Here is a 21,901-nt window from a genome sequence, read left to right on the forward strand (position 1 = left end):
TCGATTCAACCGGCGGTAGCCGGCCCGCGCTTGCCGCTGTGGCGGCGTGATCAGTCCGTCGTACACAGGGACGAAGTCCCCTGGAGCGGGAGTCTTCAACGCTTTGGCGATCTGTTGCCAGACTTGGCGGTGAAAGGATGCGTAAACGTGATGCGGGCTGGAGGGTTCCGTTATCCGGACACCGGGTAACGGCGGCCGGACGGGGATTATTTTGGACATACTTCACGTTATAGTATCTTCCGGCGCTATCTACGCGCGCAGATCGACTCCCGACCTGGTATGGACCAGGCCTGCGTCTCAGTATCCGCCATGCACCGGTGGGTACCCGTACCCGGCCGCCGGGGCCTGGGCCGGAGCGGCCGCGTGGGCCTCGCGGTCGTAGAAGGGGCGGGCGCTCGCCCGCATCCACAGCGCGACGGGGTCGTACTCGTCGGACATCGCCACCGTCGACACCGGCAGTCCGTCCGGGACGGCGCCGATGGACTGCTGCATCATCGCCCGCACCGAGTCCACCGCGGGCGGACTGGTGTCGTACACGTCGAGGCCGATGGCGAGATACGGCGCTCCGAGCGCCGGCTGCACCCAGGCGCGGCGCAGCGAGCGGACGGCCGGGGTGCGGTGGGCGTTCTGCACGAGCAGGGCGTAGAACTGCGGGATCTCGATCGCGGGTTCCGACATCCGCAGCGGACCGGCCGCCTGGCGCTCCAGACCGGTGGCGATACGGCGCAGGTCCAGCCAGGGGATGCCCACGCCACCGCCCGGGGCGTGCGGATTGAGCCAGAGGCCGAAGTGGTCGGGGTACAGGGTCCGGGCGACGTCAAGGCCGTCGACCACTTCGTACGATCTGTTCCAGCCGCTGGCGCTCAGCTCCTGCGCCGAGGTGACGCAGGGCGCGTAGCCGTAGCCGTCGACCTCCATGTTTCCGTACTGGGCGTCCGGGGAGCCCGCCTGGCCGTGCCACAGGAGCATCCAGACCTGGCCGGAGCCAGGAGTCGCGAGTGCGCGGAGGAGTGCCTCGTAGGCGTCGTAGCGCCCCGGCGTCACCTGGCGCAGCATGTTCTCGACCGTCCCGGTCGTGGTGCCGCTGGCGCTCACGTGTGTGCCCCTTCTCATGGTTGCCCCGCGTGGACACAAGCTTAAGCGCCTAAGAACTCGAGGCTTGTGGTGTGTTGGCGAGTGCGGGTGCGTCGTGGCTGGTCGTGCCCACGCGGCGGAGCCGCATAGCGATACTGCCCCGCGCCCCCCGGGGTGGCTGCCCCTCGCGGCGTTCTACAGGTGATCCCTCGTATAGAAAGGGCGTACCCGTTCGCGCATCCAGGTCGCCACCGGGTCGTCCGTCACGTCCAGGAGGACCAGGTTGACGGGCCACGGGGTGGGGGTTCTGGTGATGGCCCGGCTCAGGGCCTCCAGGGGCAGGGCTCTGATGTCACCCTCCCGCTGGGAGAGCTCGACGCCCACGAACATCACCGGGTCCGACGTCTCGATGGCGGCGAGGCAGCGGCGGGCGGTGACGACGACGCCGGTCCCGGCGAACTCGGCGGAGGCCGCGGCGAGGAAGTCGATCGGGTCGTCCTGCCAGTCCGGCTCGAAGAGCTTGACGCGGCCACCGGAGGCGGGGCCGTCCAGCGGGGTGCGGCCCACGCGGCAGAGTTCGGCCACGGCGGGCGGCGGGAGCGGGATGCCGACCACGCCGTCCGGGTTCACGGCGAGGCCGACCTGCGGCGGCAGTCCGCGGGCGAACTCGACGGCCGGGGCGATCGTGTACGCCATGTGGGAGCCGACCACCTGCCGGAACTGCTCCTCGGAGCTGAAGACCGGCACATAGGCCTGGCCCTCGATCTCCAGCGTGGGCAGGTCGACGGGGCCGCTGTTCAGGTCGCCGCCGTTCGGCAGCGGTACCCAGACGAAGCTGCGGCCGAGCACCTCGATGATCCGGCCGCCCGCCGAGGGTATGCCGAGGGAGGCCGACAGCACCTCCTCCAGCTCGTTGCCGGGCCATCCGCCGTGCGGATGGGGGTGCGCCTGCAAGGGAAAGTCCGCGGGAAGATCCGCTGCGAAGTCCATCTGTGTCCGACCGCCTGCTGAGAACCACTGCTGTGGCTGGAAAGGCTAGCGGCTGGGAGGGACAAAGGGGTTGGGTCGTGCGTCACCCCGTGAAACCGATCCTGCGCAGCACGTCCGCCGCGTCCCGGTCCAGCAGCACCGCCGAGCCGACGCCCTCGGGCAGGTCGCCCCGCTCGACCGCGCGGATCAGCCGGGCCGCCGCCGTGCGGTGGCGCAGGAAGGCGTAGCGCGAGACACCGCGGCCACGCTCGCGCTGGCCCTCCAGGGCCGTGCCGGGCGTGACGTCGAGCAGCAGCAGATGCAGGGTGCCGCCGCGGCGCCGGGCCTCTCGGGCCAGCCAGCCGCGCACCCAGGCCTGCGTACCGCAGTCGTGCACGACGACCCCTTCGCCGCTGCGCAGGGCGCGGCGCAGTCCGGCGTAGTGGGCGAGGCGGACGAGGGGCCGGTAGAGCGCGTAGGGCAGGAAGCGGGGCGTGCGGGCCTCCCAGCGGTCGCGGGCGTCCTGGGAGTCGATGCGGATGCCGCGGACCGCGCGCTCCATCAGCGTGGACTTGCCGCTGCCGGGCAGGCCGGTGACCACCACCAGGTCACGAGGGCCGAAGAGCAGGGCGTGCGGGCTGTGCCCCGAGCGGTCGCGCAGATCGCGGACCACGGGTGCCGGGCAGGCACCGCACACATCCTTGGCCGGGGCCGCGGGCTGCTTGGGCAGCGCGACGGCCGAGGTCGTGGCGTACACCGTGGTCCTGTTCACCGTGATCGTCCTTCCTGGGGGTCAGGAAAGCTTCTCCCCACTCTTTGTAAAGGGAAGGTAATGCAGGACGTCTCGCGGTTGTGTTCGGTTCCGGCCACAGCCCAGTCACAAAGAGGAGGGGACAGAGAAGAGGTGCCGAGGAGGAGGGGGCGCGTGCAATGATGTGCGCGCAACTGCATACCGGCCGTTTGAATCCGCGCGGGAGAGTCCCGGCAGCAGAGTCTGCCGGGCGCCGAAGGAGCAAGTCCCTCCCTTGAATCTCTCAGGCCCCGTTACCGCGCGGGCGAGGCACATCTGAAAAGCGGGCCACCGGATCCGGTGGCCCCACCCAAGGTGCAAGCCATGACTTCATGGCGAACCTCTCAGGTTCCGATGACAGATGGGGAGGAACGACCTCGCCCGTCATGCACTCTGCCTGGGAGACGACCGTCCGATGAGCAGCACCGAACCCCGTCACACCGCGCTCGATGCCCTGCATCGCTCGCTCGGCGCGACGATGACCGACTTCGCCGGCTGGGACATGCCCCTGCGCTACGGCTCCGAGCGCGACGAGCACCTCGCCGTGCGGACGAAGGCCGGGCTCTTCGATCTCTCCCACATGGGCGAGATCACCGTGACCGGCCCGCAGGCCGCCCAGCTCCTGAACTTCGCCCTGGTCGGCAACATCGCCTCCGTCGGCGTCGGCCGCGCCCGCTACACCATGATCTGCCGGGCCGACGGCGGCATCCTCGACGACCTGATCGTCTACCGGCTCGCGGAGTCCGAGTACATGGTCGTCGCCAACGCCTCCAACGCCCAGGTGGTGCTGGACGCCCTGGTGGAGCGTTCGGCCGGCTTCGACGCCGAGGTGCGCGACGACCGGGACAACTACGCGCTGATCGCCGTGCAGGGCCCCGAGTCCCCGGGCATTCTCAAGTCGCTCACCGACGCCGACCTCGACGGTCTGAAGTACTACGCCGGCCTGCCCGGCACCGTCGCCGGCGTCCCCGCCCTCATCGCGCGCACCGGCTACACCGGCGAGGACGGCTTCGAGCTGTTCGTCGCCCCCGCGGACGCCGAGAAGCTGTGGCAGGCGCTGACCGACGCCGGCGCACCGGCCGGCCTTGTGCCCTGCGGGCTGTCCTGCCGGGACACCCTGCGCCTGGAGGCGGGCATGCCGCTGTACGGGCATGAACTGTCCACCTCGCTCACGCCGTTCGACGCCGGGCTCGGCCGGGTGGTGAAGTTCGAGAAGGAGGGCGACTTCGTGGGGCGCGAGGCGCTCCAGGAGGCGGCCGCCAGGGCTGCGGAGAACCCGCCGCGCGTCCTCGTCGGCCTGGTCGCCGAGGGCCGTCGGGTCCCGCGCGCCGGGTACGCCGTGGTCGCGGGCGGCGAGGTGATCGGCGAGGTCACCTCCGGGGCCCCCTCCCCCACGCTGGGCAAGCCGATCGCGATGGCGTACGTCGACGCGGCGCATGCGGCGCCGGGCACCGAGGGTGTCGGCGTGGACATCCGGGGCAGCCACGAGCCGTACGAGGTCGTGGCGCTGCCGTTCTACAAGCGGCAGAAGTAGACACTGGCTGAGACTGGGCGAGGGGGGCTCCGGCCCCGGACGCGACCCCGCCCACATTTCCGCTGCTCACACGCGTTTTCCGCAGTCCCTCATTCATCAGCACTCCACCGCGTACAGGAGAATTCAGGCCATGAGCAACCCCCAGCAGCTGCGTTACAGCAAGGAGCACGAGTGGCTGTCGGCCGCCGAGGACGGCGTCTCGACGGTCGGCATCACGGAGTTCGCGGCCAACGCGCTCGGCGATGTCGTCTACGCCCAGCTTCCCGAGGTGGGCTCCGCCGTGACCGCGGGCGAGACCTGCGGCGAGTTGGAGTCGACCAAGTCGGTCAGCGACCTGTACTCCCCCGTCACCGGTGAGGTCACCGAGATCAACGAGGACGTGGTGAACGACCCGTCCCTGGTCAACTCGGCTCCCTTCGAGGGCGGCTGGCTCTTCAAGGTCCGCGTCACGGAGGAGCCGGCCGATCTGCTCTCCGCCGACGAGTACACCGCCCAGAACGCCGGCTGAGGAGCCGTAGACGCATGTCCGTACTGAACACGCCCCTGCACGAGCTCGACCCGGACATCGCCGCCGCGGTCGACGCCGAGCTGCACCGCCAGCAGTCCACCCTCGAGATGATCGCCTCGGAGAACTTCGCGCCGCTGGCGGTGATGGAGGCCCAGGGCTCGGTCCTGACCAACAAGTACGCCGAGGGATACCCGGGACGGCGCTACTACGGCGGCTGCGAGCACGTCGACGTCGTCGAGCAGATCGCCATCGACCGGGTCAAGGAGCTGTTCGGCGCCGAGTACGCCAACGTGCAGCCGCACTCCGGCGCCTCCGCCAACCAGGCCGCGCTGTTCGCGCTGGCCCAGCCCGGCGACACCATCCTGGGCCTGGACCTCGCCCACGGCGGCCACCTGACCCACGGGATGCGGCTGAACTTCTCCGGCAAGCAGTTCAACGTGGTCGCCTACCACGTGGACGACTCCGGCCTGGTCGACATGGCCGAGCTGGAGCGGCTGGCCAAGGAGCACCGCCCCAAGGTGATCATCGCGGGCTGGTCGGCGTATCCGCGTCAGCTGGACTTCGCCGAGTTCCGGCGGATCGCGGACGAGGTCGGGGCGTACCTGTGGGTGGACATGGCGCACTTCGCCGGCCTGGTGGCCGCCGGGCTGCACCCCAACCCGGTCGAGCACGCGGACGTGGTCACCTCCACCACCCACAAGACGTTGGGCGGCCCGCGCGGCGGCATCATCCTGGCCCGCCAGGACTTCGCGAAGAAGCTGAACTCGTCCGTCTTCCCGGGCTTCCAGGGCGGTCCGCTGGAGCATGTGATCGCGGCGAAGGCGGTGTCCTTCAAGGTCGCCGCGAGCGAGGAGTTCAAGGACCGGCAGCGGCGTACGGTGGACGGTGCGCGCATCCTCGCCGAGCGGCTGACCGCGGACGACGCCCGTGAGGCGGGAGTGAACGTGCTGTCCGGCGGCACCGACGTGCACCTGATCCTCGTCGACCTGCGCCACTCCGAGCTGGACGGGCAGCAGGCCGAGGACCGTCTGCACGAGGTCGGCATCACGGTCAACCGCAACGCCGTCCCCAACGACCCGCGCCCGCCGATGGTGACCTCGGGTCTGCGGATCGGCACCCCGGCCCTGGCCGGCCGCGGCTTCACCGCCGAGGACTTCGCCGAGGTCGCGGACGTCATCGCCGAGGCGCTGAAGGCGCCTTCTCCCTTCCAGGGGGCCGACGTCGAGGCGCTCAAGGTCCGGGTCAAGGCGCTTGCCGACAAGCACCCGCTGTACCCCGGCCTGAACAAGTAGTTCCCCGGTGGGGGCACCCGACGACGTGTGCCCCCACCCTTTTCGGAGGAGTTCCCGTGGCCATCTCGGTCTTCGACCTGTTCTCGATCGGCATAGGCCCGTCGAGCTCCCACACGGTGGGACCGATGCGCGCGGCCCGCATGTTCGCGCGACGTCTGCGCAACGAGGAGCTGCTGGGCTCCGTCGCGTCCGTACGATCCGAGCTGTACGGCTCCCTGGGCGCGACCGGCCACGGCCACGGCACCCCCAAGGCGGTGCTGCTCGGCCTGGAGGGCGCCTCACCGCGGACGGTGGACGTGGAGACGGCGGACGAGCGGGTGGCCGAGATCAAGTCGTCCGGCCGGATCCGGCTCCTCGGCGAGCACGAGATCCCGTTCTCCTTCGACGACGACCTGAAACTGCACCGCCGCAAGGCCCTCCCGTACCACGCGAACGGCATGACCCTGTGGGCGTTCGACGCCTCGGGCACGGAGCTGCTGTCGAAGACGTACTACTCGGTGGGCGGCGGCTTCGTCGTCGACGAGGACGCGGTCGGCCAGGACCGCATCAAGCTGGACGACACGGTGCTGAAGTACCCCTTCCGCACGGGTGACGAGCTGCTGCGCCTGACGAAGGAGACGGGCCTTTCCATCTCCGCGCTGATGCTGGAGAACGAGCGGGCCTGGCGCACCGAGGACGAGATCCGCTCGGGGCTCCTGGACATCTGGCGGGTCATGCAGGCGTGCGTGTCCCGCGGCATGTCCCGCGAGGGCATCCTGCCCGGCGGTCTGAAGGTACGGCGCCGGGCCGCGGTCTCCGCCCGCCAACTGCGCGCCGAGGGCGACCCGTTGGCGCATGCCATGGAGTGGATCACGCTCTACGCGATGGCGGTGAACGAGGAGAACGCGGCGGGCGGCCGCGTGGTCACCGCCCCCACGAACGGCGCGGCGGGCATCATCCCGGCGGTGCTGCACTACTACATCAACTTCGTGCCGGGCGCCGACGAGGACGGCGTCGTCCGGTTCCTCCTCGCGGCAGGCGCCATCGGCATGCTCTTCAAGGAGAACGCCTCCATCTCCGGCGCCGAGGTCGGCTGCCAGGGCGAGGTCGGCTCCGCGTGCTCGATGGCCGCGGGCGCGCTCGCGGAGGTGCTCGGCGGCTCCCCCGAACAGGTGGAGAACGCCGCCGAGATCGGCATGGAACACAACCTCGGCCTCACCTGCGACCCGGTCGGCGGCCTGGTCCAGATCCCCTGCATCGAGCGCAACGGCATGGCCGCCGTCAAGGCGGTCACGGCGGCGAAGATGGCGATGCGCGGCGACGGCTCCCACAAGGTGTCCCTGGACAAGGTCATCAAGACGATGAAGGACACCGGCGCGGACATGAGCGTGAAGTACAAGGAGACGGCGCGGGGCGGGCTGGCGGTGAACATCATCGAGTGCTGAGGGGGTGGGCTCTGACCAGCGTGTTCGTATCTTTCAGCGCTGTCAGGGGCTTCCCTGCTTACGCGGCGGAAAGTCCCCGAAACGTCCCTGAGACAGACGTGAAAGTCCCTGAAAAGTCCCTGGGAAGCCCCCCTGGAAGCGCCTCGTGACCTGCGGGTTCGCGGTATGTGATCAACGCCGGATTCAGCGCTCACCCACCACTGGACGTGCTAAATCGATCCCCTGGGCCCACCTGAGGGGTCCCATTCGATACATGGACGCTGCGGAAAACTCGCGCCTGGAACAGCGGCTGGCCGGCCTCTCCCCCACATTCACGACGGCACAAGCGCGTCAGGCCCTGCTCTCCCCCCGCGATCTGGCGCACTTGGTCGCAGAAGCTCGTATAGACGAACTATCCCGTGGGGTGTACCGGCGGGCAGACGCCCCGGAGACGGCGCACGGGGATCTGCTGGCCGTGTGCGCACGGGCCCCTCGCGCCGTCACCGCTGGGCCCCAGTATTTGGCGGTCGCCCTGCCTCGCCCGCCCCGCCCCGGCCGTCGACACGCCCGGCATTCCCGACTGTCGCCGACGGAGACACCCCCGTATACAAACGACCAGGTCAAAGCTCAGGCGCCGTCACTCAACAAGCTGACCAACCATCAGCGAATCAGCACAAAAAGCCAGGTCAGAGGCCATCTGACCCCGGCCCAGAGCTGAGCCGCCTTCGGGATTCGAACCCGAGACCTACGCATTACGAGGGCGGCAGAGATCGTGACGGGATGTGCCACGCGATCGCATCAGATCCTGTTTTCGCAGATCAGAGCGCCGATCACAGTCCCGCTACTCACATGGCGTGTTGCCTCGTCCACAGGCGTCCGCGCTCCGCTCGCGCTCCCCACCCCTCGGCGAGGCAAGGCCTCTGCCCTGAGCGACCCCTCGTTGGCACCATGCCGGCACAGCTTGTCGAGATCGCACACACGAGACGATCGCCGTCATTCGCAGGTCTCTGGCCCGCATTCTTCACGTCACCGAGCAGAGCAGCAGCAGCTCGACGAGGGACGGCCCATGTCCGCCTTGGGTGTCGCAGCCGTCGGCACATCCATGCCTGCGGGCTCCGGTACATCGATGTGGAGCGAGCAAGTCGGCGGTGACGACCCGGTCGCGAGGCAATCCGTCACCGCCTCCGGTCAAGCGGCAACACCGCAGAACCACCCTGCCAATAACAAGAGTTTTGTTAAAATGACTCCATGGCCACCATCCCCGACCCCGCCCCCGGAGAAGGCCCCGTCCGCCCGGTCTCCGTCTCCCTCCACGAAGGCACCATCGCCGCCCTCAAGGCACGCACCGGCAAGCGCGGCATGTCCGCCTACGTCGAAGCCCTCATCCAGCGCCAACTGGAACGCGACCGGCTACGCGAACTCATCGAGGACGCCGAAGCCGAACACGGCCCGGTCGACCAGGCCGCGGTCGATGCCAAACGGGCGATCCTGCGCGGTGACGCAGCAGGCTCGGCGGACGCCGCGTGAGCGGCACCCTCGTCCTGGACTGCGAGGGTCTGTCCAAACTCGTTCACCGCACCCCCGAGCTCACCGAGTGGCTGGCCGCCGCCGAGGCAGAGGACATCCGCGTCGTCACGAGCTCCGTCACCCTCGTCGAAGCCCGCGACCCCAAGACCGACCAGGCCCGCTTCGACTACGCCGTCTCCCGCGTCAACATCGTCCCGCCCACTGAAGCCATCGCCCGCCACGCGAGCAAACTCCTCGCCGCAGCCGGCCTGCACGGCCACAAGTACGCCCTCGACGCGATCGTCGCCGCCACCGCGATGGCCTCCCCGCCCCCCGCGACCGTCCTGACGTCAGACCCCGAGGACCTCCTGGTGCTGTGCGGCCCCGACGTACGTGTGATCAAGATCTGACGCAATGCGATGCCGGGCCGACCACGGACTCCGACTGCCGCCTGATCGACACGGTTCTGTCCGTTTCTGTCTTTCCGCACGGTCCGGACCGTCGGCAGCACCGGGGCCCCAGCCTCAGCTCAGGGGTACCTGCGGGACGCGCTCGCGCAGGCACTGGCCGGGGACCGGTACGAGCGCCGAGCGTGATGGAGAGCATGCTGAATGAGCTGATGCGTGACATCACCGGCGAGGTGATCACCGCTGAGCCAGCCGGATACTGGTAATCAGAGCGGATGCGTACGACGGCACGCCCTGCCGAACACCAGGGACACTGCCGCGTCCGCATCGGGTGACCACCGCCGACCGCCCGGGATCGGGCGGGGATCAACCGCCGGCATGTGACGCTTCGGAGTCGGAGTCCGCGTGGGCAGGCCAGTTGTCCCGCCGTTCCCGCGCCACTGCCGCGCGACTGCCGATCCGTTCTCCGTGGGAGCCGACCCGTTCTCCGCTCAGCGGGAAGGCGGGCGCAGTCGGTTGGACAGAGGTGATCGGTTCGGGGAGTTCATCGGGTTCCGGGCGCTCCGGACGCTCAGGGAGCGCGGGGCGCGGGATCTTCCGGTGGATGGATTCGCCGTCGGTCTCCCGGCTCTGGTGCTCGAAGAAGCGGAGCATCTCCACCGGGAACGGCATGACCAGGGTGCTGTTCTTCTCCGCCGAGACGTCCACCACGGTCTGCAGGAGGCGCAGTTGGAGCGCGCCCGGAGTGTCGGCCATGGTCGCCGCGGCGTCACTCAGACGCTGGGACGCCTGGAACTCACCGTCGGCGGCGATGACCCGGGCACGGCGTTCACGCTCGGCCTCAGCCTGCTTGGACATGGAGCGCATCATCGACTGCGGAAGGGCGATGTCCTTGATCTCCACCCGCTCGATGCGCAGTCCCCACGGTTCCTCGGTGGGGGCGTCCATCACCTTCTTGAGCTCCGCGTTGATGTGGTCGCGGTCGGAGAGGAGCGTGTCCAGATCCGCCCTGCCGATGACCGCGCGCAGCGAGGTCTGGGCGATCTGGGAGACGGCGCTGGGGTAATTGCGGACGTTCACCAGGGCCTTGACCGGGTCGATGACCCGGAAGTAGACGACCGCGTCCACGGTGAGCGTCACGTTGTCGGCGGTGATGGACCCCTGCGGCGGGATGCCCAGCACCTCGGTCTGGACGGAGACCTTCCGCATCCGGTCCCCGATCGGCCGGATGACACGCAGTCCGGGCCCGCGGATGTCCGGCAGCAGCCGCCCGAAGCGGAACACCACGCCCTTCTCGTACTGCTGGACGTTGCGCAGGCTCAGGGCCAGCAGGACCAGCCCGGCCACGGCGAACACCACCAGCACAGTGATCAGAACACCCATGGTTCTCACATTCCTTACGTCGATGACGGTCCCGGACCGAGCGGTCCGGGAAGCATCCGGCACGGGAGGACCCCGGCCTGTGCCCGTGGGTGCGGCCGGGGTCCCGGGCTGCTGTTGAGGCTCTGCTACGTCGGCCCGGCTCGGCCGGGAGAACTCTGCGGTACGTCGCTCGGGCCGGCCCCGGTGATGCCGGTGGCGGCCAGAATCCGCTCGGCAGAGACGTCGTTGTCGTCCTGTACGGCCATGACCATCGCGTCGTGCGCGGGGCCGATACCGGCCCCCGGCGGGATCACCAGGAACAGGAAGTGGTCCTGGTCGCCACGGGTGACGATCATGGTGTGGTCGCCCACGGCGGACCAGTCGATACGCACCATGTGCCCGTCGACGAACAGATGGCCCGGGGCCCCGTCCCAGTCGCTCGCGTCGAGACCCACGCGGGCGATGGGGCCCAGGCGTGCCGTCAGCGCGGTGAGGAGAGCCGACAGCTGGCTCTTGAGGTCGCGTGTCCGCGGCCACCAGGCGCCGTCGAACGTCCCCGTGCGCCTGGCTGTGGTCTCCATCCGCAGGACCGCGGTGCCGGGAAGCACCGGCTCACCGCTGGTGTCTGCCAGAAGCTTCACGGAATGCATGGCGTGGAGCATGGCGACTCACTTCCCCGCCGTCCGGGTCCGGCGCCGTGGCCGGAGCCGTCCGCGTCCCCCGTCGCGGTGGTCGCGGCGATCGCCGGCGCCATTCGTTCCGGCACGACCGCGAGGTTTCTGCGGGGCCGATGGTGCCGCCCCCCGGGCCGTCAACCGGGAGCGGCCGTAGTGGAAAACGGCGATGCGCTCGTCGTGCTGGTCGTTGAGCAGGTGGATCAGGAGCACGCCCACAGCGACCATCGCCAGAAGCGCCATCACGGTCACGAAGGTCTCCATGACCCTCACCTGCCCTTTGCCGGATTCGGTGTCGGCGAGGCGACTGCCGGAATGGTGAGTACCGGAGCAGTGACTGCCGGGATCCGTGGACGTGAGGCCGGACCGGGGGCCTCACGGCCTCCTTCGGCATCCCAGACGGCTTCCACGGCCCGTTCGGCCGCCGTCACGGTGCGCAGACGCGCTGCCTCCTCCATCAGTCGGCCCGTGCTTGACACGCGCAGTGGACCACTCACGGCGGCCATCAGCCACGCGGCCGAGACGGGAGTCGTCTGTGGGTCGAGCAGGGCAGTCGATGAGGGAAGTTCCGCCCCCGGATAACAGGAGTGGTACCACCGGGCGCCGTCCAGCAGAGCCGGAACCGAACCGGTGAGAGCCGGCGCCATGCGAAGAGACGGAGAAGAGGGCCGGTGTTCGATTGCCGGCGCGTACGAAACGGTCGCTCTCATGATGCGAACCCTGCTCCGGGCCGGTCGGACCGGCCCGGTGAAATCAATCGCCGAAAACGACACAAGCATGGAGGCCGGTGCGCGAAATACCCTCGGTGACATCAGCCTACTCCTCCGGCGGGCCGTTCCACGGACGCGATCCGTACAAGTGTGGGAAGTCGACGGGCCGACGCCGAGCATCCGGGCACCGATCGGCTGCCGAGGTCGGCCGTCTGTGGCAGTGAGGGGCGCGCCATGGGCGCGAACACAGCCGAGACCGCGTTACCAGGCACTTTTCAGAAGCTGACGGACCATCTGACGGCCTCCCACGCCGAGCTGTTCGTACGACCGACCCGATCCCACAGCTCCCCTTCGGGAGGAAGACCGGCGGGACAGGAGGCCACTCGGTCACCACAGCTCTGCGAAGGCTCCGCATCGCCCTGACCCACTCGGCACCGGCACCTCGCCCGTGATCAGCACGACAGCGGTGCTCGGGGCGACGCCGACCGCTTCCCCGGCGGGGGCAGCCGCTGAAGCAGCTCCTACAGCGGACGTGAGCCTCCCGCCCACTTCCCCAGCGTTCCGCGCTCGTCCGGCTGCAGCACTGGGACTTCGCGGGCGGCGCACACCGCGCGGGGAAGCGTCCGGTCGTCAGCAGGCCCACCACGACCCCGCCGTGCAGTTACCGGCCGTGCCGTTGAGCACATGCAGATCCGGGGTACCGACCGACGCCCCCGAGGCCCCGTCCTGTCGATGCTTGCACCCAGCAACCACTGCCCCACAGCGCCGCCCAACCCGACGACCGCGGGGACTTGAGGATCGTTCGCCACAGACAGACAGATCGAAGGCACCGCGTCCTCCTCGGCGCTCCTGCGCGGCCGGGGTGCCGGGAAACCCCGCCCGCAAGGAACTCCCCGAAGTCGGCCGAGGCGCGCGTCACCGTGCATTCCGGCCGGGGCGGGCGCCGTGGCCTCGGCCCGGCATGTTCCAGCGGTGACGTGCGTGATCCGCTGCCACCCGTCGCCGTCAGCGGAGAGGACGCCGCCGGGCGCGCCGGGACAGCCGCACGGCGACCACGGTCACGTCGGCCACGAGAACCACGATGCCGACGATCAGCAGATATCCCAGACCCTCGGCCGTCACGCCGATGATTCCCAGGACGACGGCAACAAGGACGAACAGGATAAAGTACGCCACGGCTTGGACACCTCCCTTGGACCGTGCCGTCGCTCAGCGGCGTGCGAGCTTTCGTTCGCCGTTCACGCCCGGCTGGTACGTCATCCCGTAGTGCTGGAAGATCGCTTCCTCCTGCTCGGCGGGCAGGACGTCGTCCGTGCCGATCGAAGGAGCCTTCCTGACCAGGCTCCTGGTGTGGGCGATCTTCACGTAGCCCGGCCCCAGGAGTACGTCGTCAACGGGCACGAAGACCAGGCGCCGACGAGTCGGCAGCCCGGTCCGTACGGTGACCACGGCCGGTTCGTCGGTGGTGGTGTCCACGTAGACCGCTTCGAGCACGCCGATCCTGTGCCCCTTCGGGTCGACGACGTCATGGGTGCGCCACTCGCGGATGTCGACTGCCTGGATCATGCGCTGTCCCTCCTGAGCGGGACACCGGTCGATGCGGGCCGCCTCCCCTGGAAGATCGCGGCCCGGCCGGAACCGGAAGAGCGGCTGTGACAACGACTCCGGCGCAACCACGCCGGAGTCGCCCTTCCGGGCGGCTGCACGTGAGAGTGAGCCAACCCACAATCCATGGTACTGCGGCCGCCGCGGCTCGCGCTCTTGATGGATACGCCGGTGCGGTGGACCCAAGACCCGCTCACACGCGCAGCAGCCGTTGCGTGGTCTCTCCCGTCCCGGTTCCTGCCGGGCCTCGTGGCGGGCGGGGTGCGCGGCGTTCGCGGCGGCAGGGCATCCTCTCCTGGTGGACCACCGGCGCCTGCCACCGCCGCGCCCGCGCATCGCGGAGCCGACGGATCCAGGCGACCAGCAGGACGGCGGCGACCCACCACAGGACCTGCAGGGCGGCGACGGCAGATGTGGCTTCGCCGGGATGCCATGGCGACGGCGACTGCGGGAGCGGCCCCGCTCGTGACGCGGCAGGTTCCCGCGCCGATGCGCGAGGTGCTTCCGCGGAGCGCGAGGTGATCGACGCGGCCGGGGGCTCGGGCCGTACCGCACACGCCGGCTCTCGCCGCGCTCCCTGAACAGCCGGCAAGGGACCACCAGCTCCGGGTGCGAGACCGTTACACGGGGCGTCACCAGCTGCCTCCGGGCAGGGCTACGCTGTTCGAACAGGCCCCGGCCCCCGGCAGTGAAGCTCCGCTCCGGGGAGGCCCACCGTGTTCGCCCTGCTCCTCATCCTCATCGTGGTCCTGTCCGGCTTCGGCTTCCTCAGCCCCGTCTGGTGGGTGGTCGCGGCCTCACTCGTGCTGGTTTTCGGCGCCATCCAGTACGGGCGCCGTGGTGAAGGCGGGGGCTGGGACCGTGGCGGCAGCTCCGATCTCCGGGAGCACCAGGACCACCGGAAGCGCCGGTACCGCCCTCGGCACCGGGAGCGCTGGAGGCGCGAGGGCCGTCGAGACCGCGAGCACCGCGGGTGACCGACACCACGCCCCGTGAAGAGCAGCCGCTGTCGACGGCTCGGGATGCGGCACTGCTGGCCGAGGTCGGCGAACTGCGCGCCGCCAACGAGCAGTTGGAGCGGGCGCTGGCGAGCCGTGCGGTGATCGACCAGGCGTGCGGCATGGTGATGGCCCTGGCGCCCTGCACCAGCGAGAGGGCCTGGGACCTGCTGGTGGACGTGTCGCAGCGCTGCAACATCAAGCTCCGGGCCGTGGCCGCGGCCCTGGTCGCCACGACGAAGGACGAGGCGCTCCCGGCACCGGTGCGACAGGAGCTGCGCCAGGCGCTGCGGCGCCTCCATTCGGCGGACCGGAGATGACGGCGGGTGCCCGGCGGTCGGCCTGTCGGCTCATCGCCCGTGCGGCCCGGTCACGTGCTGTCGGGGGTGGGAGGGGCGCGCTGGTGTGCGCGGTGCCCGAGGCGCCGGAGGGTGTGGTGGCGGGCGTCGTGGAGGTGGCGCTGAGGGCGAGGAGCGCGACGTCGTCCGCGGGTCCTGCGGGGAAGGTGTTCAGCAGCGCGGTGAGGTCGCTGATGATCGCGGTGGCGCCGAGGGCTCGGTTGGTGGCGGCGTGGTGGGTGAGGTGGGAGGACAGGCCGCTCTCGCCGAACCGGGCGCCGCGGGAAGTACGGGCCTCGGTGAGTCCGTTGCTGTAGAGGAAGAGCGCCTCGCCGGGCAGGAGTTGAACGGCCCGGGAGACGAAGTCCGCCTGCGGCAGGGCGCCGACAAGCATCCCTCCCGCCAGGTTCACCTGCTCGGTCCCGGCTGCTGCCCGGGCGGTCCCGTCGCGGCGGGTGGGCCGCAGGTGGTGGGCCGGGAGATGGCCGCCTCCGGCGAGGGTGAGGGCGAAGCCGCCCGCAGGGTCGGGAGCGAGGGTGCCGAAGACGAGCGTGCAGAAGCCTCTGCCGTCGGACGATGCCGACAGCAGGGCGGTGTTGAGCACCCGCGGTACGGCACACGGATCCGGTTCCAACAGGGCGGTGGTACGCAGGGTGTAGCGGATCAGCGAGGTGAGCGCGGCGGCGGGCGCGCCCCGGCCGCTGACGTCGCCGAGGAAGAACGCCCACCGCCAGGCGCCGAGCGGGAAGACGTCGTAGAAGTCGCCGCCGACGGCGTGGACCGAGGCGGTGGTGTAGTGGCAGGCGGCCTCCAGGCCCGGCACTTCCGGCAGTGCCGGGGCAGCAGGGAGCGCTGCAGTGTGAGGCGTACGCGACGATCTCCGACCGGTCCCGCTCGGCGCGCTCACGTGCCGCGTGTTCCACCTCCACCAGCTCCCGTTCCACGCGGAGCATGCGCAGGGCGGCCAGCCGCAGTTCGAGTTCGTCCATCACGAGCGCGGCCAGGTCGGTCAGGGCGGTGGCCTGGTCCGCTGTGATGCGGCGCGGCCTGGTGTCCAGGACGTCCACGGTGCCCAGGCGGTGACCGTCGCCGGTGGTGATCGGGGCGGCGGCGTAGAAGCGCGCCCGAGCGGGACCGGTCACCAGGGAGTGGGCGCGGGCGACCGGGTCGTCGAGAGTGTCGGGGACGACCAGAGGACTGCCCGTGGTGATCACCGAGGTGCGCAGCCCCGGGTACCGGCCGATCTGCCTGACCCCCGCCAGACCGTACGCGGCCTTGAACCAGACCCGGTCGGTGTCCACGATCATCACGGTTGCGGACGGAGCGTCGAACAGGCGGGCGGCCAGCGCCGGCGATCCGGTCGAAGGCACCGTCGGGCGGGGTGTCCAGGATGTCGTAACGACGCACCGCGGCGATCCGCCGCGCCTCCTGCTCCGGGGACAGCTCCACCCGCTCCTCCACGACTTCTCGACGCCTCCGCGTCTTCGCGCGTCCGCGTCGCACGTCTACGGTTTCGCACGCGTCGCGCCCGGCAGGCGCAGACGGCTATCCGGGCCGTTGGGTCCGGTCGTTGTGCGCGAGGCCGTCCGGATGCTCCGTCGTGCGCTCTCCGAGGGCCAGAAGCAGTACGCACAGGACGGTCGGGGCGCGGTGGACCTGGCCCACCTCCTGCCAGCCCCACGCCTCCAAGGCGGCACGGGCCGGGCGGTCGGACTGGTCCAGCAAGGTGACGCCGAGCGAAGCCTGGTGATCGGCGAGCAGGCGCTCCTGGAGCCGGCGAGCGAGCCCGCGGGCGTACTGGTGCGGATGGACGACGGTTTCGAGGATCGCGAAGACGTGTCCGGACGCCGTCAGTTGCTCCAGGTTCTGGGGCAGCGGCCCGTCGAACCCCTGCCACCAGGAGCCGTCACGTGGCACGGGGATTCCGAAGACACAGCCGGTCAGGGACCGGGCCTCGGCGACCAGCATGTCGAATCCCGGCAGTTTCACGCCGTCCGCCAGACGGCGCAGGAACTCCTGCCGGCCGCGGAACTCCTCGCCCGGCGGGGTGGTGGTGGACTCCACGTACAGATCCGCCAGGTCCTCTCGCAGGCCCTCGGCCTGCCAGCGGTTCAGTCGGCGCAGCCGCACCGTGTCCATGGCGGACGGCTCCGGGCCTTCGGGTTCGTGGGGTTGCCGCGGAGTGCGCATGGGGCGCCTCGGTTCAGGAGACCGGCAGATGGGCGGGAGTGCCATCGTGGCCGATGTGTGGTGCGGCGCCGGGGTCCGGGACGTCTGTTCGCCAGCATAGCCCCGGATCGGCGCCGCTCCGGGGCCAGTTGGGGGCGCGGGGCCACTGTGGCCCGGGCGGCGGGTGGGCCGACCGCCAGGTCGTTCAGGTCATGGGGCGATCCCTTCGGCCAGACGTGCGGCGGGTGCCGACCATCGGCTTCTGCCGTACGAGCCTGTGCCGAAGAGTTCCCGCAGCCACGGCCAAGGAACCGGCCTCCCGCCGTGGCTGCCGCTCCCCTGTGGCGGCCGGCATCGGCCCGGTGCACGACGCGACACCGCGCACAACCGGCGTTGACACGGGACGAGCACCCTTACGTCAGGCCCTGTTCCGCCGCTCCGGAATCTGCTCTAGGCTGCACGCGGGGAAGGTGGGACTGCGACCGTCTCAGGTACCAGCAGGTCTCCCCACCCAGGCTCCCAGCCCCCGAGTCGGAAACCAGGCCCGGCCGGAGCCGCATCGCCGGACAGCGCGGCTCCAGCCCACGTCCTCCCGGCATTTTCCAGACGGGGTGTTCCCATCAGTCCCGCCGCCGCGGAGGACAACGCGCGAGGACACGGCGGAGGGGGGCCTCCCGTTCCTCGCGCTCCGGACGGCCGCCGCCGTCGTGCGGTGGCGGCCGTCCGGCCCACGGTTCCGGGCGCAGGAGCGGCGTGCCGATGCGCGTCGGCTGCGGCGCGGAGTGATCAGGACCCCAGCCCGGCAAGGGGCTCCGAGCCGTCGATGAAGGCGCGGACCACGTCGGCCAGGCGGCGGTTGTGGGAGCGGGCGTAACCGCGCAGCGCACTGAACGCCTGCTCCATGTCGACGCCCTGGCGTTCGGCGAGCTTCCCCTTGGCCTGTTCGATCAGCACCCGGCTGTTCAGCGCCGTCTGCAACTGCTCGTTGAGCACCGTGCTGCGCTGCGCGGTGCGTTGTTGCAGCAGGCTGATGGTGGCGACGTCCGCCAGCGCCTGGGCGACGAGGGTGGCGGCCGGGTCGAAGGGGCCGGGCGCGGCACGGAAGAGGTTCAGCGCGCCCACGGTCTCCTCCCGCAGGCGCATGGGCAGGGCCTGGACGGCCCCGAAACCACTGCGGTGGGCCGCCGTGACGAAGCGCGGCCAGCGGTCGACCTCCCGGGTCAGGTCGGGGATGATCACCGGCGCGCCGGTGCGGAAGCACGTGAGGCAGGGGCCTTGGTCGTTCTGGAGCTGGAAGAGCTCCAGCACACGCACCTGTTCGTCGGAGGCGGCCATGACGCGGAGTTTGCCGTCCCGGTCTGCGAGCAGGACCCCGGCGGCGCTCGCGTCGAGCATGCCGACGCAGCGGTCGGTCAGCAGGCGCAGGAAGTCCATGAGGTCGAAGTCGGCGACCAGATTGTCGGCCAACTCGACGAAGGTCTTGGCCAGGAGTTGTTGATCCATCGTGGACACCCTCGAATTAAGATTAGTCCCGCCGGGAAGGGGCGGGAAGTACGGCACGTTCCTCGGCCGGCACCAATGCGTCAGTCGTCCTCCCCGGCCTGGTCCGGCTCCGCGTCCGGTGGGAAACGAAGCCGATGTGCCACCACGTCCGCGGCCACGTCGGCGAGCCGGCGTCCCTGCGCATAGGCGTAGGCGCGGAGCCGGACGAAGGCTTCCTCGATGCCGACTCCGAGCTGGACCGTGAGCATCCCGCTGGCCTGGTCGATCTCCGCCCGGTACGCGCCCAGGTCCTCGACGGGGCCATCGCGCGGCGCGCTCATCTCGTCGATACGCGCGTCGAGCAGCACCAGAGTCGCGAGATCGGCGAACGCCAGCGCGTCCGCCAGTTCCTCCGCGTTCAACCGGACCGGAACGTGGGCGTACAGGTCCAGAACCCCCGGGCTGATCGCGCCCATCTGCAGGGGCAGCGCGAACACCGCGCGTGCCCCGGCTTCCAGTGCCGCCTCGGCGAACACCGTCCACCGGTCCTGCAGGTCACGGGTGAGCAGATCGGGTGTCAGGACGGCCGAGCCGTGCAGGAAGGCGTCCACACAAGGCCCCTCGCCCAGCGTGAGCTGGAGCTCTTCCAGCTGCTCGCTGACGGTGTCGGTGCTGCACAGCGGGTGGCTCGGCGCGGCCCTGGACATCGCCGACAGCCCGGCCCCGCCGACCGGCAGCGCGGCCACGGCCGCGGTGCACACGTCCACCAGACCGACGCGGGCACCGCGCCGAGCCGCCTGCTCGGCCACCAGCATCCGAATGCGGGCCGACCGGCTCTCAGCGCCCACCCGGGCCACCGCCTCCCGGCATCGTGACAAGGCCCACCGACGTCACCGTGGCGCGCTCCGCGAGGGGAAACACCAGTGCGCGGAATGTGGTGACGCCCAGGGGTCTGCGAAGCTCTCCGACATCCAGCCATCCCCAGGAGCGGAGCGCGGAGAGAGTCCGGCGATCGGCCCCGTCCACCAAGGTGGCGCCGAGCGAGGCCTGGTGGTCGGTCAGCAGCCGCTCCTGCACACGACGGGCGAGTTCCTGGTCCCGGGGGTGCGGGCGTATCAGGATGTCACCGAACGCGAAGGCCCTGCCGGACACCGTGAGTTGCCCGACGCCGCGCGGCAGCACTCCGTCGAAGCCGAGCCACCACGAGCCGTCGCCGCGCACCGGGAAGCCGAAGGCGCACCCCATCAGGCCGTCCGACTCGGCGATCACCATGGCGAATCCCGGCCGGCCCAGGTCCGCGGTGAGACGGTTCAGGAATTCCTGGCGGCCGGGAGGGCGGTAAGCATCACCCCTCGCCCGCACGCGGGACTCCACATACAACCCTGCCAGATCCTCGCGCAGGTCCTCCACCAGCCGACGGTTCAGCCGGCGCAGTCGCACCGGAGCCACGGCGCAGACCTCGCCGTTCCCCGGCTTCCGTGACTGTCCCCGCCCTGGTCCGGGCGTCATCGCGCATCGCCCGGGAGAACAGGCGCAGGCGGGACAGACCCGTGCAGCAGGGCTGGAGCCGGCACAGCCGGGGCGTCGCCGGAAGGAGGTGGCGGGTCGTACGGAGGACCGAGCAACAGGAACCCGCAACCGGTGAGGCCGACTACAAGGACGAGCATCGGCGGTGGGTGGTGCAGTCGCAGGGTCCCGCCCGCCACGGTGGTCTGCTGCGCAGCGTGCAGGAAGGCGTTGAGTCCGCTGCAGTCACAGAAACTGACAGGGGTGAGGTCGACGTCGATGGCGCGGATGCCGTCCCGCAAGCACTGATCCACGGATGCGCGCACCAACGGCGCGGATTCGAAGTCGATCTCACCGGCCAGGGTGATCAGCGCCCGTTTCCTCCGGTCATGGCGATACACGGTGAGCTGTGGAAGGGACATGACGCCTCGGTTCGGAAGACCATCCGGCAGCGGGCCCGGCCGTGCCGGAAATCCGGCACCACCTGACGCGCTCCCGGTAGGGGCGGAGGGTCGGCGGAATCGGAGCGAGCGCAGGTCCGACCACCCGTGCGACAGGAAAGAGGTCCACCCGGTTCCCTCCTGGGATGCGCCGGGTGACGGACTACGAGTCCGCTCCCCGCGCTCTATGTGTCGAGCAACGACAAGCCGCCGGGGTCTGGGACGTCCGTACAGCACCATAGTCCCCGGCGCGGTCCAGTGGGGTCCGCTGACCCGCCTGGTGCCGGGGCCTGGACCGTGGCCGCGATGTGGACGGCGTACGCAGGCATGTCCGACGCGTAGCGCGGTACTGGGCAAGCGGCGCGAAACGCGGCGGCCGAGGGCCGCCGGGCACGTCAGTCCGTGCACCACCCGAGGAGGTGGCTTCGCATGACGGAGCCGAACGGTTCCACCCTGCCCGAGCCCGGCCCGGGGGAGCCCCGCACCGACCTGGGCACGACACTGCACGCCGCACGTCCCCGGCTTCAGGAACCGCCGGAGACCCGCGGCCGGACGACCATCGCCGACGGGGTGGTGGAGAAGATCGCCGGCATCGCCGCCCGCGAGGTCCCGGGAATCCACGCGCTGGGCGGTGGATTCACCCGCACCATGGGCGCGATGCGCGACCGGGTCCCGGGCGGACATCCGAGCGCGGGGCGTGGCGTCAAGGTCGAGGTCGGTGAGAAGCAGACCGCCATCGATCTCCAGGTCGTCGTCGCATACGGGGTGAGCATCACCGACCTCGCCGCAGAGGTCCGTGAGAACGTGATCGCGGCGGTGGAACGGATGACGGGCCTGGAGGTCGTCGAGGTGAACATCGCGGTCAACGACGTGCACCTGCCGGACGAGGACACGCAGGAGACCCCCGAGGGCCGGGTGCATTGAGGCCTTGCCCGGGCAGACGCGCTCGCGGCTGCCCGGGGCAGTCTCCGGATGCTGTCGGACGGTCGGTTCCCGGCGCCCCGAGTCGTCGGCCCCGGGACACGTCGTACGGACGCGGCCGGCTCAGCAGGACGGGGCTGGGGGCCCGGGGGTGGCGGTTCAGCGCCGTCCGCATGTCACGGACAGTCAACGCCGCATACCGGTTCCGGTACG

22 protein-coding genes, 1 pseudogene and 1 riboswitch are annotated in these 21,901 nt (G+C 70.4%); of the genes and pseudogenes, 9 read left to right on the forward strand and 14 right to left on the reverse strand.

Annotated elements, in window-relative coordinates; translation table 11 throughout:
• Positions 1-297: 297 nt before the first annotated feature.
• The 3 genes from ACIBW9_RS31475 to ACIBW9_RS31485 all read right to left on the reverse strand — a co-directional run bounded on the left by ACIBW9_RS31475 (position 298) and on the right by ACIBW9_RS31485 (position 2,815).
• Positions 298-1,095, reverse strand: a complete 798-nt coding sequence (locus ACIBW9_RS31475; protein WP_344404980.1) for an enhanced serine sensitivity protein SseB C-terminal domain-containing protein — start codon at positions 1,093-1,095, stop codon at positions 298-300.
• Positions 1,096-1,269: 174 nt separating this feature from the next.
• Positions 1,270-2,064, reverse strand: a complete 795-nt coding sequence (locus ACIBW9_RS31480; RefSeq protein ID WP_398960412.1) for an enhanced serine sensitivity protein SseB — start codon at positions 2,062-2,064, stop codon at positions 1,270-1,272.
• A gap of 82 nt (positions 2,065-2,146) precedes the next feature.
• Positions 2,147-2,815, reverse strand: coding sequence for an AAA family ATPase (locus ACIBW9_RS31485; RefSeq protein ID WP_398960413.1), 669 nt, complete (start codon positions 2,813-2,815; stop codon positions 2,147-2,149).
• A 189-nt stretch (positions 2,816-3,004) separates the two neighbouring features.
• A riboswitch (glycine riboswitch) is annotated at positions 3,005-3,103 on the forward strand.
• Between the two features lie 145 nt (positions 3,104-3,248).
• On the opposite strand from ACIBW9_RS31485, the gene gcvT reads away from it, so the two are divergent.
• The 6 genes from gcvT to ACIBW9_RS31515 all read left to right on the forward strand — a co-directional run bounded on the left by gcvT (position 3,249) and on the right by ACIBW9_RS31515 (position 9,486).
• Positions 3,249-4,367 (forward strand): glycine cleavage system aminomethyltransferase GcvT, encoded by a 1,119-nt coding sequence (gene gcvT, locus ACIBW9_RS31490; protein WP_398960414.1) that lies wholly within the window; start codon positions 3,249-3,251, stop codon positions 4,365-4,367.
• 130 nt (positions 4,368-4,497) lie between these two features.
• Positions 4,498-4,875 (forward strand): glycine cleavage system protein GcvH, encoded by a 378-nt coding sequence (gcvH, locus tag ACIBW9_RS31495; protein ID WP_099931447.1) that lies wholly within the window; start codon positions 4,498-4,500, stop codon positions 4,873-4,875.
• A gap of 14 nt (positions 4,876-4,889) precedes the next feature.
• The gene (gene glyA / locus ACIBW9_RS31500) at positions 4,890-6,167 is read left to right on the forward strand and encodes a serine hydroxymethyltransferase (protein WP_398960415.1); all 1,278 of its coding nucleotides are present in this window, start codon (positions 4,890-4,892) and stop codon (positions 6,165-6,167) included.
• Between the two features lie 56 nt (positions 6,168-6,223).
• Complete coding sequence (locus ACIBW9_RS31505) at positions 6,224-7,591, forward strand: L-serine ammonia-lyase (RefSeq protein WP_398960416.1); 1,368 nt, start codon at positions 6,224-6,226, stop codon at positions 7,589-7,591.
• 1,227 nt (positions 7,592-8,818) lie between these two features.
• Positions 8,819-9,097 carry a hypothetical protein gene (locus ACIBW9_RS31510; protein ID WP_398960417.1) on the forward strand — a complete coding sequence of 93 codons (279 nt, stop codon included), beginning with the start codon at positions 8,819-8,821 and terminating at the stop codon, positions 9,095-9,097.
• Complete coding sequence (locus ACIBW9_RS31515) at positions 9,094-9,486, forward strand: type II toxin-antitoxin system VapC family toxin (RefSeq protein WP_398960418.1); 393 nt, start codon at positions 9,094-9,096, stop codon at positions 9,484-9,486. Before ACIBW9_RS31510 ends, ACIBW9_RS31515 begins: the two co-directional genes overlap by 4 nt.
• 363 nt (positions 9,487-9,849) lie before the next feature.
• On the opposite strand, the gene ACIBW9_RS31520 is transcribed toward ACIBW9_RS31515, so the two are convergent.
• From ACIBW9_RS31520 to ACIBW9_RS31540, 5 genes are all read right to left on the reverse strand, one after another.
• Positions 9,850-10,866 carry an SPFH domain-containing protein gene (locus tag ACIBW9_RS31520; RefSeq protein ID WP_398960419.1) on the reverse strand — a complete coding sequence of 339 codons (1,017 nt, stop codon included), beginning with the start codon at positions 10,864-10,866 and terminating at the stop codon, positions 9,850-9,852.
• 125 nt (positions 10,867-10,991) lie between these two features.
• Entirely contained in the window at positions 10,992-11,495 is a 504-nt protein-coding gene (locus ACIBW9_RS31525; RefSeq protein ID WP_398960420.1) for a DUF5994 family protein, read from the reverse strand.
• Positions 11,496-11,513: 18 nt separating this feature from the next.
• Positions 11,514-11,783: a hypothetical protein gene (locus ACIBW9_RS31530; protein ID WP_398960421.1), complete on the reverse strand. Its 270-nt coding sequence runs from the start codon at positions 11,781-11,783 to the stop codon at positions 11,514-11,516.
• 1,451 nt (positions 11,784-13,234) lie between these two features.
• Positions 13,235-13,405, reverse strand: coding sequence for a hypothetical protein (locus ACIBW9_RS31535; protein WP_398960422.1), 171 nt, complete (start codon positions 13,403-13,405; stop codon positions 13,235-13,237).
• 33 nt (positions 13,406-13,438) lie between these two features.
• Positions 13,439-13,795: a PRC-barrel domain-containing protein gene (locus ACIBW9_RS31540; RefSeq protein ID WP_398960423.1), complete on the reverse strand. Its 357-nt coding sequence runs from the start codon at positions 13,793-13,795 to the stop codon at positions 13,439-13,441.
• A 755-nt stretch (positions 13,796-14,550) separates the two neighbouring features.
• Between ACIBW9_RS31540 and ACIBW9_RS31545 the strand changes: the two genes are divergently transcribed.
• Positions 14,551-14,811: a hypothetical protein gene (locus ACIBW9_RS31545; RefSeq protein WP_398960424.1), complete on the forward strand. Its 261-nt coding sequence runs from the start codon at positions 14,551-14,553 to the stop codon at positions 14,809-14,811.
• Positions 14,808-15,152 carry an ANTAR domain-containing protein gene (locus tag ACIBW9_RS31550; protein ID WP_398960425.1) on the forward strand — a complete coding sequence of 115 codons (345 nt, stop codon included), beginning with the start codon at positions 14,808-14,810 and terminating at the stop codon, positions 15,150-15,152. The genes ACIBW9_RS31545 and ACIBW9_RS31550 overlap by 4 nt, the downstream gene beginning before the upstream one ends.
• A gap of 199 nt (positions 15,153-15,351) precedes the next feature.
• Here ACIBW9_RS31550 and ACIBW9_RS31555 read toward each other — a convergent pair.
• The 6 genes and pseudogenes from ACIBW9_RS31555 to ACIBW9_RS31580 form a co-directional block, all read right to left on the reverse strand.
• A pseudogene (locus ACIBW9_RS31555) lies at positions 15,352-16,077 on the reverse strand (PP2C family protein-serine/threonine phosphatase); the annotation flags it as partial.
• 638 nt (positions 16,078-16,715) lie between these two features.
• Positions 16,716-17,360, reverse strand: coding sequence for a hypothetical protein (locus tag ACIBW9_RS31560; RefSeq protein WP_398960426.1), 645 nt, complete (start codon positions 17,358-17,360; stop codon positions 16,716-16,718).
• 765 nt (positions 17,361-18,125) lie between these two features.
• Positions 18,126-18,842, reverse strand: coding sequence for an ANTAR domain-containing protein (locus ACIBW9_RS31565; RefSeq protein ID WP_398960427.1), 717 nt, complete (start codon positions 18,840-18,842; stop codon positions 18,126-18,128).
• An 80-nt stretch (positions 18,843-18,922) separates the two neighbouring features.
• Positions 18,923-19,669 carry an ANTAR domain-containing protein gene (locus ACIBW9_RS31570; RefSeq protein ID WP_398960428.1) on the reverse strand — a complete coding sequence of 249 codons (747 nt, stop codon included), beginning with the start codon at positions 19,667-19,669 and terminating at the stop codon, positions 18,923-18,925.
• A complete protein-coding gene (locus ACIBW9_RS31575; RefSeq protein WP_398960429.1) occupies positions 19,659-20,270 on the reverse strand; it encodes a hypothetical protein in 612 nt (203 codons plus the stop codon). Before ACIBW9_RS31575 ends, ACIBW9_RS31570 begins: the two co-directional genes overlap by 11 nt.
• 56 nt (positions 20,271-20,326) lie before the next feature.
• Positions 20,327-21,007, reverse strand: a complete 681-nt coding sequence (locus ACIBW9_RS31580) for an STAS domain-containing protein (RefSeq protein ID WP_398960430.1) — start codon at positions 21,005-21,007, stop codon at positions 20,327-20,329.
• 189 nt (positions 21,008-21,196) lie between these two features.
• Between ACIBW9_RS31580 and ACIBW9_RS31585 the strand changes: the two genes are divergently transcribed.
• A complete protein-coding gene (locus tag ACIBW9_RS31585) occupies positions 21,197-21,691 on the forward strand; it encodes an Asp23/Gls24 family envelope stress response protein (RefSeq protein WP_398960431.1) in 495 nt (164 codons plus the stop codon).
• Positions 21,692-21,901 lie beyond the last annotated feature (210 nt).

Source organism: Streptomyces sp. NPDC049541 (assembly GCF_044465725.1).
In the GTDB taxonomy this organism is placed as follows: domain Bacteria; phylum Actinomycetota; class Actinomycetes; order Streptomycetales; family Streptomycetaceae; genus Streptomyces.

Excerpts from the sequence above, each read along its gene's own strand:
- ACIBW9_RS31480 (WP_398960412.1), bottom strand. The coding sequence starts at position 2,064 with ATGGACTTCGCAGCGGATCTTCCCGCGGACTTTCCCTTGCAGGCGCAC.
- gcvT (WP_398960414.1), top strand. The coding sequence starts at position 3,249 with ATGAGCAGCACCGAACCCCGTCACACCGCGCTCGATGCCCTGCATCGC.
- gcvH (WP_099931447.1), top strand. The coding sequence starts at position 4,498 with ATGAGCAACCCCCAGCAGCTGCGTTACAGCAAGGAGCACGAGTGGCTG.
- glyA (WP_398960415.1), top strand. The coding sequence starts at position 4,890 with ATGTCCGTACTGAACACGCCCCTGCACGAGCTCGACCCGGACATCGCC.
- ACIBW9_RS31510 (WP_398960417.1), top strand. The coding sequence starts at position 8,819 with ATGGCCACCATCCCCGACCCCGCCCCCGGAGAAGGCCCCGTCCGCCCG.
- ACIBW9_RS31520 (WP_398960419.1), bottom strand. The coding sequence starts at position 10,866 with ATGGGTGTTCTGATCACTGTGCTGGTGGTGTTCGCCGTGGCCGGGCTG.
- ACIBW9_RS31525 (WP_398960420.1), bottom strand. The coding sequence starts at position 11,495 with ATGCATTCCGTGAAGCTTCTGGCAGACACCAGCGGTGAGCCGGTGCTT.
- ACIBW9_RS31530 (WP_398960421.1), bottom strand. The coding sequence starts at position 11,783 with ATGGAGACCTTCGTGACCGTGATGGCGCTTCTGGCGATGGTCGCTGTG.
- ACIBW9_RS31540 (WP_398960423.1), bottom strand. The coding sequence starts at position 13,795 with ATGATCCAGGCAGTCGACATCCGCGAGTGGCGCACCCATGACGTCGTC.
- ACIBW9_RS31560 (WP_398960426.1), bottom strand. The coding sequence starts at position 17,360 with ATGCGCACTCCGCGGCAACCCCACGAACCCGAAGGCCCGGAGCCGTCC.
- ACIBW9_RS31565 (WP_398960427.1), bottom strand. The coding sequence starts at position 18,842 with ATGGATCAACAACTCCTGGCCAAGACCTTCGTCGAGTTGGCCGACAAT.
- ACIBW9_RS31580 (WP_398960430.1), bottom strand. The coding sequence starts at position 21,007 with ATGGTGCTGTACGGACGTCCCAGACCCCGGCGGCTTGTCGTTGCTCGA.
- ACIBW9_RS31585 (WP_398960431.1), top strand. The coding sequence starts at position 21,197 with ATGACGGAGCCGAACGGTTCCACCCTGCCCGAGCCCGGCCCGGGGGAG.